Source organism: Candidatus Accumulibacter sp. ACC012 (genome assembly GCF_907163155.1).
Lineage (GTDB): Bacteria > Pseudomonadota > Gammaproteobacteria > Burkholderiales > Rhodocyclaceae > Accumulibacter > Accumulibacter delftensis.
Genome location: NZ_CAJQUC010000003.1, coordinates 132,364 through 150,662, shown reverse-complemented (window position 1 = coordinate 150,662; position 18,299 = coordinate 132,364). Strand labels below are relative to the sequence as shown.

At 63.0% G+C, this 18,299-nt stretch carries 6 protein-coding genes; 3 read left to right on the top strand and 3 right to left on the bottom strand.

Annotation, left to right across the window (positions count from 1 at the left end; all coding sequences use genetic code 11):
- Positions 1 to 170: 170 nt before the first annotated feature.
- From QZ648_RS04120 to QZ648_RS04110, 3 genes are all read left to right on the top strand, one after another.
- Complete coding sequence (locus QZ648_RS04120; RefSeq protein WP_291996185.1) at positions 171 to 4,610, top strand: tetratricopeptide repeat protein; 4,440 nt, start codon at positions 171 to 173, stop codon at positions 4,608 to 4,610.
- Positions 4,611 to 4,820: 210 nt separating this feature from the next.
- On the top strand, positions 4,821 to 8,903 hold the full coding sequence (locus QZ648_RS04115; RefSeq protein ID WP_291996184.1) for a CHAT domain-containing protein: 4,083 nt from the start codon (positions 4,821 to 4,823) through the stop codon (positions 8,901 to 8,903).
- A gap of 103 nt (positions 8,904 to 9,006) precedes the next feature.
- Positions 9,007 to 9,582 (top strand): hypothetical protein, encoded by a 576-nt coding sequence (locus QZ648_RS04110; protein ID WP_291996183.1) that lies wholly within the window; start codon positions 9,007 to 9,009, stop codon positions 9,580 to 9,582.
- Between the two features lie 80 nt (positions 9,583 to 9,662).
- Here QZ648_RS04110 and QZ648_RS04105 read toward each other — a convergent pair whose 3' ends face one another.
- From QZ648_RS04105 to QZ648_RS04095, 3 genes are all read right to left on the bottom strand, one after another.
- Entirely contained in the window at positions 9,663 to 13,094 is a 3,432-nt protein-coding gene (locus tag QZ648_RS04105; RefSeq protein ID WP_291996182.1) for a hypothetical protein, read from the bottom strand.
- A gap of 556 nt (positions 13,095 to 13,650) precedes the next feature.
- A complete protein-coding gene (locus tag QZ648_RS04100) occupies positions 13,651 to 14,979 on the bottom strand; it encodes an IS4 family transposase (RefSeq protein ID WP_291995780.1) in 1,329 nt (442 codons plus the stop codon).
- Positions 14,980 to 15,668: 689 nt separating this feature from the next.
- Complete coding sequence (locus QZ648_RS04095) at positions 15,669 to 18,014, bottom strand: hypothetical protein (protein ID WP_291996181.1); 2,346 nt, start codon at positions 18,012 to 18,014, stop codon at positions 15,669 to 15,671.
- Between the last annotated feature and the right edge of the window lie 285 nt (positions 18,015 to 18,299).

Here is an 18,299-nt window from a genome sequence, read left to right as displayed (position 1 = left end):
ACCCGCCCCTCTCCGAACAAGACCCTCCCGGCAAGAAAGCATTGTCACCACGATGGAATAGAATGTGCCGACCAAGGCGCCCCTCCCCTCCACCCTCGTCGGGGAGGGGCCGGGGGAGAGGGGGCGCCCGCCCTCCAGACTATGAGCCGCAGCCGATGAGCCGACCGACCATGAGCAAACTCTTCATCTCCCACAGCTCCCGCGACGACGCCTTCGTCCGCGAGCTACGTGCCGCGCTTGCCGACCAAGACCAGCCAGGATGGATCGATTCGCGCGAGCTGCGCGGCGGCGACCCGCTGTGGTCGGAAATAGAACAGGCGATCGACGGCGCGTCGGCCTACGCCGTGCTGATCAGCAACGACGCCTTGCAGTCGAAATGGGTCGGCAAGGAGCTGCGCCGCGCGCTGGAGGTGCAGAAACAGCGTGGCAAGGACGACGGCGGCAAGCACCGCTTCCCGGTCATCCCGCTGTCGCTCGACGGCACTCAACTCGGCGTGCTGGAAATGTTTTTCGATGAGGAGCCGATCTACATCCCCGTCAGCAGCGACGCTGGCGACGCCGCTGGCATCGCCGCCGTGATGGACGCGATCCTCGTCGCCCTGGGCCGGCGCCTGCCGGCCGACGTCGCTGCCACGCCGCAACCCAGGGCCGAGCCGCTGGAGGAACTGGTCCTCGAACTGAGCGACCTGAAGTTCCAGGAGAGCGACGGCGTCCGCCGTGCCTCCGCCCGCGCCCGCCTGGTCTATGAGCCGGCCACGGTCGGCCAGCGCGAGGTCGGCTGCGCGCAGAGCTGGCGGCTGGTCGCGCCGATGGGGCCGATCGAGGCCGAGGAACTGCGCTGGTATCTGGAGAAATACGCCGTCTGGCCCAGCCACTACTTCCAGGAGCGCGCGCGCCGGGTCGAGGAGCAACTCGCCGAGTGGGGGCAGCGCCTGCACCAGGCGGCGATTCCCGTCGCCCATAGCGCGCAGGTCATGCAGGCCTGGGCGAAGATCGGCGACCGCTGCGGGCGTCGTTTCTCGGTATGGGTCGACAGCACGCCGGAGGCCGGCGCGCCCGACGCCGAAGTCGCCAGCGCACGCGAAGCCGCGACGCTGCTGCTCGGCCTGCCGTGGGAGCTGCTGCACGATGGCCACGCCTACCTCTTCCAGGGCGCCAGACCGACGCGCGTCCGCCGTCGCCTGCCGAATACCCGGGACCACGGGGTGGCGGTGGTCGCCACGCCGATCCGCATCCTGCTGGTCAGCGCGCGGCCGGAAGACGACGCCTGCGGCTACATCGATCATCGTGCCAGCGCCCTGCCGCTGGTCGAAGCCATGGAAGCGCTGCCCGGCCTGGTCCAGCTCCGGCTGCTCAGCCCGCCGACGCTGCCGGCGCTACGCGCCGAGCTGGAGCGCGCGCATGGCGAGAAAAAGCCCTACCACGGCGTGCACTTCGATGGCCACGGCGTCTACGACCGCAGCCTCGGCCTCGGTGGCCTGTGCTTCGAGCGGCCCGAGGACAGCAGCAAGCTCGACGAGCGCCGGCACAGCACCGTGTTCACCGACGAGCTGGGTTCGCTGCTGCGCGACCACCGCATTCCGCTCGTCTTCCTCGAAGCCTGCCAGAGCGCGCAGGCCGGGCAGGCGTCCGAGTCGGTGGCCTCCGAGCTGCTCAAGGTCGGCGTCGGGTCGGTGGTGGCGATGAGCCACAGCGTGCTCGTCGACACCGCGCGCCGCTTCGTTGCCGCTTTCTACCAGGCGCTGGCCGCCGGCAGGCGCGTCGGCGACGCCATGCTCGAAGGCCAGCGCCGGCTCAAGGACGACAGCTTCCGCGGGCGCATCTTCGGCGTCGGCGAGCTGCGCCTCGACGACTGGTTCGTCCCCGTCCTGTTCCAGGAAAAAGACGACCCGCAGCTCTTCAGGAGCGCCCCCGCGAGCCAGACGCTGGCCGATTTTCGGAGCGCGCTCGCCACCCGCCTCGGTGCCTTGCCGAAGGAACCCGAGACCGGCTTCGTCGGCCGCAGCCGTGAGCTGCTCGCCCTGCAACGCCTGTTGGGGCCCGACGGCGGCGCCCGCTACGCCGTGCTGCGCGGTCAGGGCGGTGAAGGCAAGACGGCGCTCGCCGCCGAGTTCGCGCGCTGGCTGGTGCGCTCGCAACAGATGCGCCGCGCGGCCTTCGTCTGTGTGGAAGGGCTGGAGAAGAACCTCGCCGAGTCGGTGATCGACCAGCTCGGCGGGCAACTGCTCAAGAAGGCGTTCTCGACCCAGGCCGACTGTGGCGGCGACCTCGGAAAAGCCGAGCAGGAGATAGCGCGCGCACTGCGCGAGCAGCCGACCCTGCTGCTGCTCGACAACATGGAGAGCGTCCTGCTGCCGCCGTTCATCGCCAGCGAGACACCCGAAGCACTCTCGCAGGAGGCGGGCGAGGAGCTGAAGACGCTGCTCGCGCTCTGCGAGCGGCTGCTGCCGGTCGGCGCTACGCGGCTGATCTTCACCAGCCGCGAGGCGCTGCCGGCGCCCTTCGACGCCCAGCGCCAGCGGCGCGAGCTGAATCGCCTGGATCGCGACGACGCGGTGAAGCTCGTCGAGCGGGCGCTGAACGCCGCCGGCGGCGATGCCGGCGCTTCCAGCGACGCCGCCCGCGAGGAGATCGATCGCCTGGTCGACGCCGTCCACTGCCACGCGCGCACCCTGGCGCTCCTGGCCCCGGCGCTGCGCGACCGCGGCGTCGAAGCCAGCCGCAAATCGCTCGTCGAGCTGATGGCGCAGATGGCGCGGCGCTTCCCGGTGGATCACCCCAATGCCCGGGAACAATCGCTCTTCGCCAGCGTCGAGCTCTCGCTTCGCCGCCTGTCGCCGGACAATCGCGAACGGGCGCGTGTGCTCGGGGTGTTTCATGGCGGGGTCGACCTCGACGCCCTACGCGTGATGATGCATTGGGAGCAGGCCGATGTCGCCGCACTGGCCGGCGAACTGGTCGCGACCGGGCTGGCGACGCCGAACCGTTTCAAGCATCTCGGTCTCAATCCCGCGCTTTGCCCCTACCTGCGTAGCTGCCTGGACGAGACGGAGCGCGAGGCCTTGACGGCTCGCTGGGACGAGGGGATGCGCGAGTATGTGCGCTTCCTTGGGCAGCAGCGGAGCCAGAACGCCGAAGTCGCGGCGACGCTGACGCTGCTGGAGTTGCCAAACCTCTTTGCGCTGCTCGATCGGGTGTGGCGCGCGGCGGATGCCGAGGCGACGATTAATCTGGCGACTTCGCTCTACAGCCTGCTGAGCATGCTCGGCAAGCCGCGCTTGCTGGAGCGGGTGGGGCAGGTCCGCGACGCCGCTGCAGCGGCGCTGGGTGACGGTTGGAACCATGCGCGATTCGAGGCAACGGGGACGCGAATCGAGCAGCAGCTTGACAGCGGGCAGTTGCGCGAGGCCTTGGCTGGCGCGCAGCGCTTGCTGCAGCGCGCGCGGGAGGCGGGCGAGCAGGCCTATCCCGCTGCCGATTACGATCTGGCGATGGCTTGCTGGGTCCTGGCCCGCACGTTCGAGACAAGAGGTGGACCGGAGCGCGCCGTGCCGCTGCTGGACGAGGCCCGCCGGCGTTTCGAAACCATCGCCAAGGAGCGCCCCGGGGCAGGCGCGGAAAGGATGGCATCTGCCTGCATCATGGAACAGGGCGACTGTCTTTGCGACCTGGGCCGGCTCGACAAGGCCGCGGCGGCCTACGAAGAGGCCATCCGGCTCAATGAGCAGCGCGGTGATGACCGCGATGTCGCCGTCGGTAAGAGCCAGCTAGGGTCACTCCACTTGCTCCAAGGCCACTACCCGGAGGCGCTGAAAGCTTTTGAAGTCGCCCGCAAACAATTCACGCAGCTGGGCGAGCCGGGTAGCGTCGCGGGGATCTGGCATCAGACCGGCATGGCGTATCAGGAGGCGGGCGAGCCGGAGGCGGCCGAGGAGGCCTACCGGAAGTCGCTCGCGATTAAAGTACAGCTCAGCAATGTCGCCGGGCAGGCGAGCACGCTCGGTCAACTGGGGAACTTGTATAACGACGCACTTGACCACCCGGAGGAAGCCGTGTCGTTCTACCGGCAGGCGACGGAGAAGTACGTGGAGATTGGGGACTTGGCGAACGAAGCCCGTACGAGGAACAACCTCGGCGTCACGCTCTGCAAGCTCCGCCGTCATGCCGAAGCGCGGCAGGAAATCCGCGGGGCGATCGAATGCCTGGCGCCGTTCGGTCACGCGACCGCGCCCTGGAAAGCCTGGGCCATACTCGCCGATATCGAGACCGACGCCGGCGATCTCGATGCCGCCACTGGGGCCAGGACCAAAGCCATTGCCTGCTACCTCGCCTACCGCCGCGACGGCGGCGAGAACCACGACGCACCAGGCCGCATCGCCCTCGCCGCGTCCCAGCCGCTGCTCGCTGGCGACCCGGCCGTCGCCGCGTCGCTCCTCCAGCAACGCGCAGCAGAGCCTGGCGCCGCTTGGCTCCTCCCCTTCATCCACGCCCTGCAAGCCATCACTGCCGGCAGCCGCGACCGCAGCCTCGCCGACGCCCCGGAACTGCACTACTCCATGGCCGCAGAGATCCTGTTCCTGATCGAGACCCTCGAAAAGGCGGCTCTCTGAGGCTCTGCCACAGCCCCTTCCTTCTTCGGACTTTCAGTGCTGTGGTGCCTGCAAGGAATGGAGATCGCAGGGCCGCACAGCTCGATTGACGAGGCACCAGGCACCGCGACTCGGTCATTCGCCGTGCCTTGAGCAAAAGTAAAGACCTGGCCCGGCCCGTTTCCGGGTACTGCTAAAGTGCCCCCCGCTGACATTGATAAAGGAGACGCCATGAGCATCCGTGTGTTCTGCAGTCACCGTAGCGTGGATAAGCCGGAGGTCGAGGCGTTGGCGGCGCGGCTCCGTGCGGCGGGTATCGACGCCTGGCTGGACAAGTGGGAAATCCTTGCCGGCGACAGCATCGTGAACAAAATCAATGCCGGTCTGGAGGAATGCACCGTCGGCCTGCTGTTCTTTTCGAACAAGCAGCAGGCCGGGGGGCTGTGGTACGCCGCCGAGCAGGACAGTCTGACCCAGGCGCTGATCGAGGACGGCAAGCGCCTCATCCCGGTGATGATCGATGCCGACGCTCCCATCCCGCCATTGCTCCGCCCGCGAGCCCGGCGCGGCATCGACGAATTCGACGCCATCGCCGATGCCATCAGGGGCGTGACGCATAAGCCGCCATTGGCTGAGCCGATCAGCGAGGCTGCGCGGCACAGCTTCGTCATCCAGTTGTCGCAGCCGGCCGCCGGACAGATGCGGCTGCTGGCGCGGCTGGACGAGCGCGACATCGGCCGTATCGACGAGACGCCGGTGCCGCGGGCGTTTGCCGTCAATCTGGCGCGATCCCTGCACGCCGACTTCGGCAGCACGTTCCGCGGCGCCCGCGAAGAGGCGGCACTGCAGTCGCTGGAGCAGGGCTTGCAGCGCCTGGGCGAGGAACTCGGCGCTGTGCTGTTCGCCGCGCCCATCGGCCCGGCACTGGCGCAGGCGCTCGATGCGCTGGCGGTCGGCGAGCAGTTGGATCTGGTGTTCGAAACCGCCCAGCCGCTCTTCCTGGGCCTAGCCTTCGAAGCGGCGCGCCTGCCCGATGGCCGCCTGCCGGCGCTGCTGCCCGGCGTCGTCGTCACGCGCCGGGTACCGCTCCCGGCAGCGCCGAGCGCTGCCCCCCTACCACCCCTACCACCCCTACCTCCCCTACCCGGCCCGCTGAAAATCCTGGTCGCCGTCGGCGCACCGGACGAAGGCCGCAGCTCCAGCATCCCGCTTGACTACGAACGGGAACTGCGCGACCTGCTCGACGCCGTCGAACCAGCGGCGCAGCACGGCAATGCGCAGGTGCGCATTCTGGAAGTGGGTCACCCCGAAGAAATCCGCCGCGCCCTGGCCGCGGACGCCTACCACGTGCTGCACCTGTCCTGCCACGGCAGCCCGGGCAGCATCGAACTGGAAGACGAAGACGGTGCTGCGGTGGCGGTCAGCGCTGCCGAGCTGGTCGCCACGCTGCGCCAGGCCGGCCAAGCGCTGCCCCTGGTCTTTCTGTCCAGTTGTCATGGCGGCTCGCCGGCCGGCGAAGCGGCGGGCTTCGCGCAGGCCTTGGTGCAGGCCGGTGTGCCGCAAGTGCTGGCGATGCAGACGCGGGTGAGCGATCGCTACGCCATCGAGCTCGCCGCCGCCTTCTACCGGGAACTCAACACGCCCGAGCGGCCATTGGCCAGCCGCGCGCTGGCGCAGGCGCGGCTGACCCTGGAAGCGGCACGGCGCCGCAAGCTCGCCCAGGCGGCGGCGCCGGAATACGCCACCGCCGCCCTGTACTGTGCCGGGGCGGAGCAGCCCTTGCTCGATCGCCGGCTGGATCAGCGCCCGCTGCGCCGCCCGCCGGTGCATGAAGTCGATGCCCAGGGGCTACCACGGCTCAAGCTCGGGCAGCTGATCGGTCGGCGCCGGCAAATGCGCGCAGCGCTGGCCATCCTGCGCAACACCCCGGCCGCCCAGGACCGCTACGGCGAGCGCGCCGGTGTGCTGCTGCAGGGCATCGGTGGCGTTGGCAAGAGCGCGCTCGCCGGTCGCATCATGGCGCGGCTGAGCGAAGACGGCTGGCATTGCGTCACCCTGGCCGGCGCTTTCAATATCGACAGTCTCGCCCGCGCCCTGGGACTGGCCAATGACGACGACGCCACCCGCCTGAGGAGCATCTGCCAGCGCCTCGCCAGCGAGCGCCTGTTGTTGGTGCTCGACAACTTCGAAAGCAATCTCAGTGTGGGCGGCGAGGCCTGGCTGGACGACACCGTGCCCACCTGGCTGCAGCTGCTGTGCCAAAGTGCGCGCACCGGGCGGCTCTTGCTCACCGCCCGTCACCATCCACCCGGTTTCGCCGCCTGGCTGGAAAGTGTCGCCCTGCCGCCGCTGTCCCTGGCCGAGACGCGCAAGCTGATCCTGCGCCTGCCAGAACTCGCGAAGCGCGAAGGGAAGGATCTGGGCACGGTGCTCACCCGTATCGGTGGCCACCCACGCATGCTGGAGTACCTCGATGCCCTGCTGCGCGGCGGCCGCAGCCGTTTGCCGGAAATCCGCGCCCGGCTGGAAGTACAGGCCCAAGCCGCCGGCGTGCCACTCGACCAACCGCCCGCCGACCTCGATGAGGCCATTGCCCAAAGCCTGCGTGTCGGCGCACATGACGTGCTGCTCTCCGAACTGCTGGCGCTCACCAGCCGGGAAGAAGCCGCCGCCCTGCGCCAGGCGGCCGTCTCCAATCTACCGATGCCGGTCAGCGGGGTAGCGCATGCCCTGCACGATCGCCCGCCCACGGGCCCGGAAATCAGCGCCGCCCGGCGAGCCCTGCAGTGCCTGGCAGAGCTTTCCCTGCTCGTGTTTCCGAGCCCGGACGAGGTGTTCGTGCATCGCTGGACAGCGCAATGCCTGCTCCAGCCCGGAGCGGAGCTGGACCCGGCGGCCTGCCGCGCCACCTACGCCCGTGCCGGGCGCTACCGGCTGTGGCGAGTTGAAAATGAAACCCGAGACCTGGTCGATGGCATGGAGGCGGTGCGCAATCTGCTGCAAGCGCAGGATTACGACGTGGCCAGCGGGGAGGCACTGAGCATTACCGAGTTTCTGCGCGGCGCCAATCAGCTCGCATCCGCCGGCGGCTTCGCCGGCGAGGTGCTGCAGGTAATCCCACCCGCCCACCCGAATTATTCCGCCCTGGTGGATCAGGAGGCCCGTGCCCTCGTTGCCCTCGGCCTGACCGCACAGGGCCTGGCCGTCTACCGACGGCTGCAGGATTTGCTTGAGCAGCGCTGCTGCGCCGAGCCCCAGCGCGCCGACTACCAGCGCGACCTGTCCGTCTCCTACGAGAGACTCGGCGATCTCATGCGCGCCCTCGGGAACGGCGAGGCCGCCCGCGAATACTTCCAGAAGAGCCTCGACATCCGCGAACGACTCGCACGCGCCGAGCCCCAGCACGCCGACTACCAGAGCGAAGTGTCCGTCTCCTACGAGAAACTCGGCAATCTCATGCGCGCCCTCGGGAACGGCGAGGCCGCCCGCGAATACTTCCAGCAGAGCCTCGACATCCGCGAACGGCTCGCACGCGCCGAACCCCAGCGCGCCGACTACCAGCGCAACCTGTCCGTCTCCTGCAACAAGCTCGGCGATCTCATTCGCGACCTCGGGAACGGCGAGGCCGCCCGCGAATACTTCCAGAAGGGCCTCGACATCGCCGAACGGCTCGCACGCGCCGAGCCCCAGCGTGCCGACTACCAGCGCGACCTGTCCGTCTCCTACAACCACCTCGGCGATCTCATACGCGAGCTCGGGAACGGCGAGGCCGCCCCCGAGTACTTCCAGAAGGGCCTCGACATCGCCGAACGGCTCGCACGCGCCGAGCCCCAGCGCGCCGACTACCAGCGCGACCTATCCGTCTCCTACAACCACCTCGGCGATCTCATGCGCGAGTTCGGGAACGGCGAGGCTGCCAGCGAATACTTCCAGAAGGGCCTCGACATCCGCGAACGGCTCGCACACGCCGAGCCCCAGCGCGCCGACTACCAGCGCGACCTGTCCATCTCCTACAACAAGCTCGGCGATCTAATGCGAGCGCTCGGGAACGGCGAGGCCGCCCGCGAATGCTTCCAGAATGGCCTCGATATCGCCGAACGGCTCGCACGCGCCGAGCCCCAGCGCGCCGACTACCAGGGCGACGTGGTGGTTTCTCTGATGCACATGGCGAATATCGATCCGGCGCGGGCGCCTGAGCACTACGCTCGCGCGGTGAACCTACTGCGAGCCCTGCGGGCGGCCGGGCTGCAGGTGCTGCACAGAGACGCGATGATCCTGGCGCTGGAACGCCGGCTAGCGGATTCCTCCGGCTGAGTGCGGCCAAGCCGCAGGACGAGCGACGAGCCATCGCGGCCGGTGAGGCTGGACGCCTTCGATCGAGGCATTCATCGTCGCCTGCGATCGTTTCATCGCGGTGATGAAACCGTCGCTGCGCGAGGGCGATCGCTGCCTGTTTTTGATCGCAGCGCCGAGCGCCGCCGGCGAAGGCTGTAGCGGATCGATCGACAGCTGCATGAGCACCGATCACGCTTCGATCTTTTTGATCCACTCTTCATCTTTGCCGACCCGCAGCGGATACTTTTTGATCCAGGCCTCATCCTTCCGCAGTCATCCTTCCATCGCCGGCAGCGAAGGATCAATGCGCGACATCGATCGATCATTGCGCATCATGGATCATTCCATCGTCGCCATCGATACGCCGATGAAAACGATGGAAGCCTGGATGATTTTCACCGACGCGTGGATCTTTTTCAGCCAGGCTTCTATCGCGACGATCGAAGGCCGATCCTTCAGGATCGAAGCTTCAACCTCGCGCGCTGATCGTCGATGGAGCGAGTTCGAGCAGGCGAGCACTTTATTACTTCCCCGCTCAGCGGCAGGCCGCCTCGTGCCCTGCAAAAGCAAAGACCTGACCCGCGCATTGCGTCCCGGCCCCGCGCCCTTGCATCGCGCCTTTGCGTCGCGTGACCCCAGCGATTTGTTCCTCGCGTAGCGGACCCTCTTTGAACCCATAGTCCAGCCGACGATCAGGCAGCTACAGCAGCTGCCCGATCGCCAACAGCCAACAGGCCTCTATAAGGGCTGTCGGCCAATGGTCCCCACCAGCCCGGCACGATAGGCCGCCGAGCCGACAAGAACGCGTTCGCCCTGTATCTGCGCACGTCGCGCCACAAGTCCCAGGCGCGAAGCCACCTCGGCATTCTCGCTTCGATCAAGGAACTCGTAGAGCGAAGCGACAGCCTGGGTCAGACGCTTCTCGTCACTGGCTTGCTTGGCATCGAGGCGTGCTGCATACCAGTCACTGGCGAGGACGCTTTCGCGGGAAAACAGCGAACGCACTTGCGGCGACTCCAGGCCGTGGCCAGCGGCGGTCTTGCCGTGCGCCATGATCTCCAGCACGGCCTTCAGGGGCGGGCAGGCCAGGGAAATCGTGCCATCAGTGAAGTAGCTTTCGGCCACCCGCTGGTGGGTGGCGACGATATTCGCCACGCCGTCGGCAAAGATGTCCATGTCCTGCAGCTCGGGGCGCAGCATTTCCTCGGTGAACACGGCATGCGGATGCAGAAATATGCGGCCAAAGTAGGTGCTGGCCATACGCGCGGTCATCCGGTAGCCGAGCCGGCTGGCCAGCACGGGCTGACCACGGTGCTCGAAATCGTCCACACGTTCGAGGGCACCCCGGGCAATCAGATTCTTGGCGTCGCGTTCACTGGGGCTCATGCGGGCAAAGACTTCGGGCACCAGCAGACTGACGTCATGATCAACGCGCATGTTTGGCCCGACGTAACCGGCAGAGGAAACCCAGCCGTCGTAACCAGTGAGAGCGAAGGAGACGAAAGCCGCATTGAGGTCGATGATCGCCGGCAAGGCATTGAACGGTCCCTTGGTCAAGGCGCCCTCCGAACCCGCCCCGGTCGTCGAGGGTGACTTGCCGGTCATCGAGCTGATGAACTCGATGAACAGCTCGGGCAGTTCCATGTAGTGCAGGGGATTGTAGGGACATAGCGCGCGGATGCCTTCCTCCGGAGGGTTGTTGCGGCGACCGGCGGCGACCACATGCACCGGAGTCATGAGCGGCTCGGCAGTGGCTTGCCGGCGCAACAAACGCATCGCCAGCCTGGCAATTTCCGTGTCTTCCGGGCAGGCGAGGTCCGGGCGCAGCTGCAGATAGCGCGGATTCTTCGTCGGCTTGCCATCGACGATACGCGGATGTGCCGAGGAGACGAAATAGGCGGGCGATGATCCCTCGGGCGCGTTAGCCGCGGCCTGGATCAGGTTCTGCATCGGCGGGGTAAACTCATTGAAACCAATCGCATCATCGAGCAGTTCGCGCGCATCCGCACCGTCAAGCGGCTGGAAGTTGGAGATGAAGCTCCCCGGTGTCGCGATATCCGCTTCGGCCTGGCCATCGTAGCCGCGATGGATGGCGTCGTCCGGCCTTTGAAAGAGGCGGCGCTCGCAGTTTTGCAGGTACTTGCGTGACAAGGTCCCGGACTCTCCGGCAATCGCGCTGGCGGGGGCGACGACACTGGCGGTGATATCGTCCTCGGTCTGCACCTTGCCAGCCGGGTGAAAGTCATGACGCAAGCCGAAGACACGCCAGGCGCCGTCCCTCTCGAAACCGACGCGCAGGGTATTCACGACCAGCGTGCTTCCGTCCAGCTTCAGTGAATTCCCCGGCCGACCGTTGATCAGATCCACCGAGTAATGACTGCGCCAGCTATCGCCCCATTCCGGGCGGTGAAAGCGCTTGACGACGAAGACCAGCTCCTTGATATGTTGCGGAATAGCGCTCAACCAGGTGTTGTAGGCCTCGTTATAATCCCGTCTCGACGGGGTGAGCAGCTTGATGACGCTACCCAGCGAACGGTCAGCACTCAGTATGAGCCGCTGATCAAGGCCGTTCTTTTCCTGATCGCTGTAGCGCCCGGAGAAATCACGCGCCAGAATGGCGGCCACCGCCTCCATGTCCTTTTCCACGTCGGCAACGAACACGTTGCCGACAAGTATGGCGTCCGAAATGGCCTTCGATATCTCGGACTTCCCTCCCCCGGAAACAGTCGCCGGCTTGTGGCAGGCAGTCACTTCCGCCGAGGTTCCGACGAGGTTCCACTGGCGACGATCGGCACGCGATGACTCCATGTGTACCCGATAGCCGTTGGGGCCCATATAGGTCTTGCCGGCCTGCAACTTGATCGACGAGGTCGCGCCATCCAGGCTTGGCCACGAGACGGTGCGTGAGCGCAGGCTGAAGGTGGATTTCGCGGGCACCAGGACGACATTGCGCTGAAGGCGATCAATGGCATGCCCGGCCAACTGCCCGACGAAGCGTTCGGGATCGCGTGCCAGCACCTCTTGCAGCGAGTAGTCATCGCCCGCCGTCAGATCGGTATACTCCTGACCCTCGTTATAACTTGGAAACACCAGCGCGCCGCCGGAATGCTCTTCTTCGGCGGAACCAAACAGGTTCGCCGAATAGCTGATCTGCGTCTTTACTTCTTTCTTGCAGTAACCAAAATAATTGTCGGCAATGAGGGTCACCACCACGCCACGCTCGTCCCGCGCGCACAACTTGAATGCACTACCGCCGTTATACAACTCGTCTTCGTTCTTGTAGCACATGCCATCGCGCCGCTGCAGCGGCGTCGCCGCATCCCAGTGCGGGAGACCGAGCAGGTGTTTCGGCACATGCGTGAGATGCGGCGCGAGAATCACGCAACCGGTGTGGCCGGTCCAGCCATCCGGGTCGAGCGAGGAATCATTTTCAGGCAAATAGGGATCGCCGGCATTGCCAAAAATGCTTTCCACAAAATCGAGATTGGCGACCAGAGCCCCGGGCACGAAAAAGCGGGTTTCCATGCGCTTCTCGGTCGTAAATCCGGGCACGGCAGGCACCACCAGGGGACGCAAAAGCAGGGAAACGAAGCACATGGCCGGTGCCTTCTCGCCCGCCGTAAACGGTAGCTGCAGCGATTCAGGCGGCGGATTCAGGGCCAGGGCCAGCAGCTTTGAAAAAGCCAGCTTGGGCACCGCCCGCTTGTCGTCGGGAATCGGCAAACCACCCTCGACGATGTGGAAAACGCCCGCGGTGGTGCGCCGATCGCTGGCGGGATTGTGCAGGACCCCATTGCGCAGACGATAGCTGCTGAGCAGCGGCGACTTGTAAAGATCCCCATTGGCGGGCAGGGAAATGCCGCGCGCCAGCCCGGGCTGGTCGAGCACCAGGGTTTTCCCCGGCAAACGGGGTGCGCGACCGACATCGGCAAGATACTCCTTGAGAAAATTCTGAATCCGGGTATCGACAGGACAAAGCCTGTCGGAAAGTCGACGGCTCATTTCCCGCTGCCGCGCGAGAATTGGTGCCATGAGCTCGGTGATCGACGCGCCATCATCGCCGGCCGCGAGGGGCAATTCGAGCAGGGCAAGGCGAAGATTGATCGCCGCATTCAACTCTGCCGTATTGACAGACGAGGGGGCGATAGCGGGGTTTGGCGTGGAATCCATAGGGGCTTCTTTCAAAAGTTGAGCACAGAGTATGAAGCGGTCGGCAGCGAAGTGCTGCGCCCGGCAGGTTGTTGGTAAAGAGCGCCGTGACGGCGGCGACAGGGCCAAGACAGGCCTGGTCCGCAGGACTCTTCAACGGGAGTTCGGTTTGCGCGATCTTGTTCGTGTGCCGGTCCGTCATCGACCGGGGCAGCGGATCGGTCCGCAAGCTCAGTAGAACATGAACTCAAGGAGCCGGCAAGCGACCTGCAGGCGCTTGGGCAGCGCCTGAAATGGCGGCAGCATCGCGCGAGCAGGCCGTCGCCGACGCGCCGTTTCCCGAGCTCGACAGGCTCCGCCTTAGGCGCAGTCGCGGGGACACGGGGCTGAGCGCAGGCGAGCGGCAGCGCGTAATTCTCCCCATCGTCGTAAGAGTTCAGTCCCCGCTCGTAGTAGAACGGCTGAACCGCGTTGGCTGTCTGCGCGTCACGCCCAACTTGCTGCGCAGTGGCACGCTCGCCAGATCGACCAACTGAAGCTCCTTTAAGGGCTCCTAACGCATAGCCTTATACACAACTTACCCAGGATCTGCCTGACGCATGAACTGGAGGCCGATAGCGCAATCCATGACACGCTGCAAACCGAGCCAGATGGTTTTGACGCCCGGTTCTCCGTCGCCTTTGCGTGCAAGGAAGCCGCCGAGCATGGCGACCAATCTCAGGACCTGGTTGAGAGTTGGGAGGTCAGCGGGTGGTTTCTTCTTGTGAAGGAGGTAGGCGGCATGCCATTCATCTTCGTGGAAGAACAAGTCGGCGGGCAATTCGGGGCAGGTTCGGCCGAATCGCATCAGCACAGCAATCCGCCAGGAGACCATGAGGTAGAGTGCGATGGCACGTTGCAGACCAGCGATGGTTCCCAGTTGCAGAGCCTCAATGCGGCAGCCGTTCTTGAGGATGTGGAAGAGGATCTCGATTTCCCAGCGTGCGCGATACCAGTCAATCAGTTCCGTCACCTGTTCGAGCGTCTCGGCGGGGCGATTGGTCAGCAAGCGCCACTCGACCGGGCGACTGCCGGCCGGTGGATCGATCTCCTTGGCCACCACACAGGTGGCCCGGATTGTCTGGTTCTTGCCATGAGGAAGATCGACGACACGCGCCCAAAGCTGCTGACGTACCGGACGCGCCTTTTGGCCCTGCCTCGCGGGCATCGTGAAGGCGATTCCCCCGAGCGCTTCGTCGGACGTCACCGTCTGCCACAGCTTCTGACCGTCGGGCAGCGCTCGATCGTGCTGAGCACGCAGCAGCCAGTCAGCTGGCTGGCCCATTTCGCTGGCCCGAGCCATCAATTCGATCATGTCCGACTCGCGGTCGGCCACGTAGACCAGCCGGGTCGTTGGCAACTCCGTCGCCAGTTCGGCGACCCGTTCATAGCCCTCGATCCAGCGCGTACTCTCTTTGATCCCCGGGCGCCGGCCGTCGGCGTCCTTCGGTTCGCGCGCCCACATCCAAGCATCCAGAACGCCCAACGGCTCGCGATCGACGCTGACCGCATACGTCGGATGCACGTACAGGCCCCGCTGAGCTTCGTAGCTCAGCGGCCCCAAGCCAGAGATGCTCTGCCCGTTGAAGTCCAGTTCGGTGGTGTCCTGCAGCATCAGCACCACTTTGTGCTGCGCGATCCGTCTTCGGGAGCAAGACCAATGGGGCGTGAGGATCGCCTCCCAGGTAATGTCATCGTTGCCGAAGAAGCGGTAAGCCGCCATCGTCTCCGACCAGTCCGAACACGCCCCCGGGATACTCGCCGTCGGTCTCGCAGAAAGCGTATCCAGCAACGCGATCGCTCGTTTGTCCCGACGGCGATCACCCAGGTTGATTCCATTCAGTTCCTCCTCAGCCCACCTCGCCATGATACCTTCTCAAGGAAAAACGACAGCTTACAGACGAAACCTAAAGTTGTGTATAAGGCTATGCTCCTAACGACCCTTATGGAAAGCTTTCCATAAGGGTCGTTATGCAAAGTCGCCGATTATGGAAAGTTGTCGAGGCGCCTTGGTGACGGCGCCAGGCAAAGACTGGCACGGCAACATCTAACGCTGCCAAACGCTCGACATAATTTCTGCGTTTGGCTTACGTCGGAACCCTAGGTCAGAGGACATCTATGAACATCCAGATCCCGGTTGTTGGTTGTCGTCTCGCCGAAAACGCAGGCCGGGCAAGGATCTTAAGTCTGACGAGACAGGCAGGCTCCAGCGCTATCGTCGTCGAGACCTGCAGACTCCCCTCATTGAGATGCTGAGATTATGTGTTCGCCCCGATCTTCATGCTCCCCTTCCGATGGCGGTTGGCGTTGAAAAATGACAGCGACTTTCCATAATCGGCGACTTTGCATAACGACCCAAACCTGCCTGATGATATCTGCAAGTGGTATGGCAGCTTTTCGATCCTAAAGGTGCCGTCGGTGCTCTTGAACATATCGCCTTAGGTTCCCCAGAATCAGACGGTGGCGGCCTACGGTCGGGTGGTTTCAATTGGCCTTGCGGTAACTTGCCAGCCAAGCCGCTACCGCTCGACATTTGCCTCCGTCGCGACGACATATTCAATCGCAACTCTTTATTCCAAGGGCGGGACGAAACGCTGAGTTCATCACGTATCCGGTATTTTCGCCGCCACGGGCCGCGCGGATCTGGAGAATTTTCAAATCGTAGTTGACATTAAAAATGTAATAAACCTCGTCAGGCGACGCTCTCACGCCGACTATCCCATAATAAAGTAGAAAGTCGATAACCCGATCAGTATCTTCGGAGGAAATTTGCGCCTGAGAAATTATTTGGCGCAGTTCGAGAGGTGACATTTCTGGTTGCGAATCCAAAAAATGATACAACAGCTCTCTGGCAATTGGGAAAACGTCATTTAGCTCATGATCCAACTCTACTAACAAGTCCTGTGAATACGCGCGAACGCCTTTCTCGAGATCGGTCTCCTCAATCTTCTGGTGATTCAGGTTTGCAGCAAATCCTTTCGCATGAGAAAAAATCTTGATGACGTTTCTCGGACGCATTAAAGCGCGTTCGATGACGTACGACGATGTTTCCTCCCCTTTGTAATGCGAAACGCACAACCTGGGCCAAATTTGCTCAAAGGTCATATTCTCGTATTCAGGACCGAGAGCAGACACAAGGCGTAAGCGGAGGAGTTCTCGCAGCATATCAGGATCCGTCCAGTCCAATGCTACCCGCATCTCCTTGCCGTAATCAGAGCTTTGGCGCATTAGGTGTTCGTAAACATCGTTTCGAACAAAAACAATACAGTGGACGGCGTGACCACTCTTTCTCATGTCACGCTCGATTTTACGTCCAGCATCAATTAAGCACCGAAGAACCATTGCATCTACGGTATCGACACCTTGAGTGCTCCATCCTTTGTCAAGATTGTCGAACAAAACCCAGACGCCACCTTTATGAGCTAGGTACGCTGAAACCTGATCACGAAGCGATCTGACATCATGCGAATAAACAAGCTCAGTAACTTGCCCTGTGGTGAGCTTTGTCGAGTCAGTGCCACCAAACCGACAAACATAATCTTGGGCGATTCGTTGAGATAGGGACAGCAGCCGCTCTGAGAAATCACCCTCGACCGAAAAATCGTTCACTCTGTACGTTCGCTCGAGATTAATATAAAGATCTCTTATCTCATGGTTGAACTTATACTGTCCTCTGTCTTTTTCTAACAGCTTGTATGTAATTTCCAGGAGTATTAAATATTCCCAGAAAGCTGTAACGAGATGGTGATTCGCGCCTTGGGTTAAGTGCGCCAATATGTCCTCTTTTAACTTCAATAACTGGTAGCCTTCAGGTTTTAAGTCGACAACTACGTTCCTCTTGTCTGAGCGCGTTTTGTCTCGCACCTGAATAAAAAGAGCTGTCTTGCCAGCGCCTTTTCTTCCTACAACTAAATTTACTTCACCCCGCAGCGCTCGGCTATACTGATCGGTGTTGAGGAAGTAGTTTGCCAACGTGGTCATCTCGTTCTCTGCGGTCGGGTCGCCGATCTGAAGCGACTGAAGTGACGTTGGATGACATAGAGGAGCTGGATCAGCTTGCTGTAAATGTTCGGTGACTTCTAGAGAGAAGCTTGCTATGTGGGTAACGATATCGTCAGGACGCGTAAATGTTCTTACTGAATCACGGACGTCGAGTGGTACGTCGGCAGTTGCGTGAGCTAGGAGGAGCGTTGGTTTGCCCATTCCATAGGAAAGTCCCGCAACAAAAAGGGCTCGCGTATTGTGAATAATGCTTTCCTCACTGAGGCCGTCGAGGAGCGACACCATAACGCCAGCGGAGCTAGCAACTTGGCGGATCGCATCAAATGCCGAGAGCCTGGCGTCTTCTGCGGGATTGAAGCTCCGATACTTATACCTTGCTTTCTTGAGCCGTGATGTCATCACGGTCGCAATGCCGCCCTTCGTCGGCGGTTCAACAACGTACACAGGGGCGCGCCGATCCAATTGAGCAGAAAATGGCAATGGAGCTGGGTCGACGTATGCTGTCAGCGTATTTGTGAGTTCGTCCGCGGTTTCATAGGGTTCAAAACCCAGCGTATCAAAGATACCAACGTCGCGAGCTATCTTTTTGTCGCCATCCGTGCCTGTGTGCCGAACAAGAAAGCAACGGCGGCTACGCCCAATCGAAAAGCCGATTTCGTAGACGACGTTGGGATTCAGATACGTAATGTCAGCGACTATAAAACAGGATTGATCAATTGCGTCCACGACTGGAGAAATCAAGAGATTTCCAGCGGTATCATTGAACTCCCAAGGTTCGTAACGCAGGTTGTTCAATTTGCGGTTGGCTTTCGCTACCCCTTCGCTGATCAAGTTCGCGAGAAATCGGTCGCGTGATGTGTAAGCAACGAATGCAGAATTGTTATTTTGTATATTGGCCATACGTATCTCGTCCTGACTTAACAACTGGTTACTCTAACGGCAATCCGTTGGCAAGATGACGTCACGCCGCGACGATATATGGGGACAGGCAACTGTTTGCCGTGAGTCGTGAAAGCAGACCTTTCAGTCAGGTGATTATCCCATTAGCTTCCCACTTTCAGCAATGGGAGGCGCACGGCCCGACAGCTAACCGAGGCGAGCGACCGGTTGGGAATGAGTAAGCAGCCGTTCGAGTTTCCAAAAGCTTCGGGGCAGCCATGTCTCTTCCTGGCCGTAACCCGCCCG